The 715-nt window shown below is 64.5% G+C and carries 2 pseudogenes; both read left to right on the forward strand.

The window, feature by feature from the left end:
• Window positions 1-245, forward strand: a pseudogene (locus J1M86_RS12020) (transposase); the annotation flags it as partial.
• A gap of 4 nt (window positions 246-249) precedes the next feature.
• A pseudogene (locus J1M86_RS12025) lies at window positions 250-715 on the forward strand (TniB family NTP-binding protein); the annotation flags it as partial.

Consider the following 715-nt stretch of genomic DNA (forward strand, 5'->3'; position numbering starts at 1 on the left):
CCCGTCTCCGCGAACAAGGTCGGTCGAACGTCGATGAGAGCGCACTGTTTTCGATGATCGAGCAGATGCGCGAGGTCACCGACCGCTCGCAGAAAGCCACCCGCAAAGCCCGGCGCAACCGTGCCCGCCGCACGCATCTCACCGGCGCCGCGTCTGCACCGATCCCGGCGATCCACCCGCCGGTGGAGCCTGAAACGGACGGCGGCACCGCAACGCCGGTCTTCAGCGACATCGAGGAATGGTGAGCCGATGACCGCATCGAAAGGAAGCAGCAACGAACCCACCGAGTCGTCCAGCGAGGATTTGGGGCACCTGCGGGAGTCGGTTCGACCGCTCACCGCACTCGACGACGCGGAGCGGATCCGGTTGATCCGGTCGGAGAGATGGACGGGTATCCGCAGGCCCGTACGGTCATCGACCATCTGGAGACGTTGCTGTCGTGGCCGGACCGACAGCGTATGCCGAACCTACTGTTGCTCGGTCCGACGAACAACGGCAAGTCGATGATCATCGAAAAGTTCCGGCGCACTCATCCGCCGATCAGCTTGTCCGACCGCGAGCAGATACCGGTGTTGTGCATGCAGATGCCCCCGGACCCGTCACCCGGCCGGTTCTACCTCGCACTGCTCACAGCGTTGGGAACACCGACCAGGCCCCGCAATCGGGTCCACGAACTCGAACAGCAAGCATTGATGCTGCTCCGCGCCACCGGCGT

It is taken from the genome of Rhodococcus sp. KRD197 (assembly GCF_017168235.1).
In the GTDB taxonomy this organism is placed as follows: domain Bacteria; phylum Actinomycetota; class Actinomycetes; order Mycobacteriales; family Mycobacteriaceae; genus Rhodococcoides.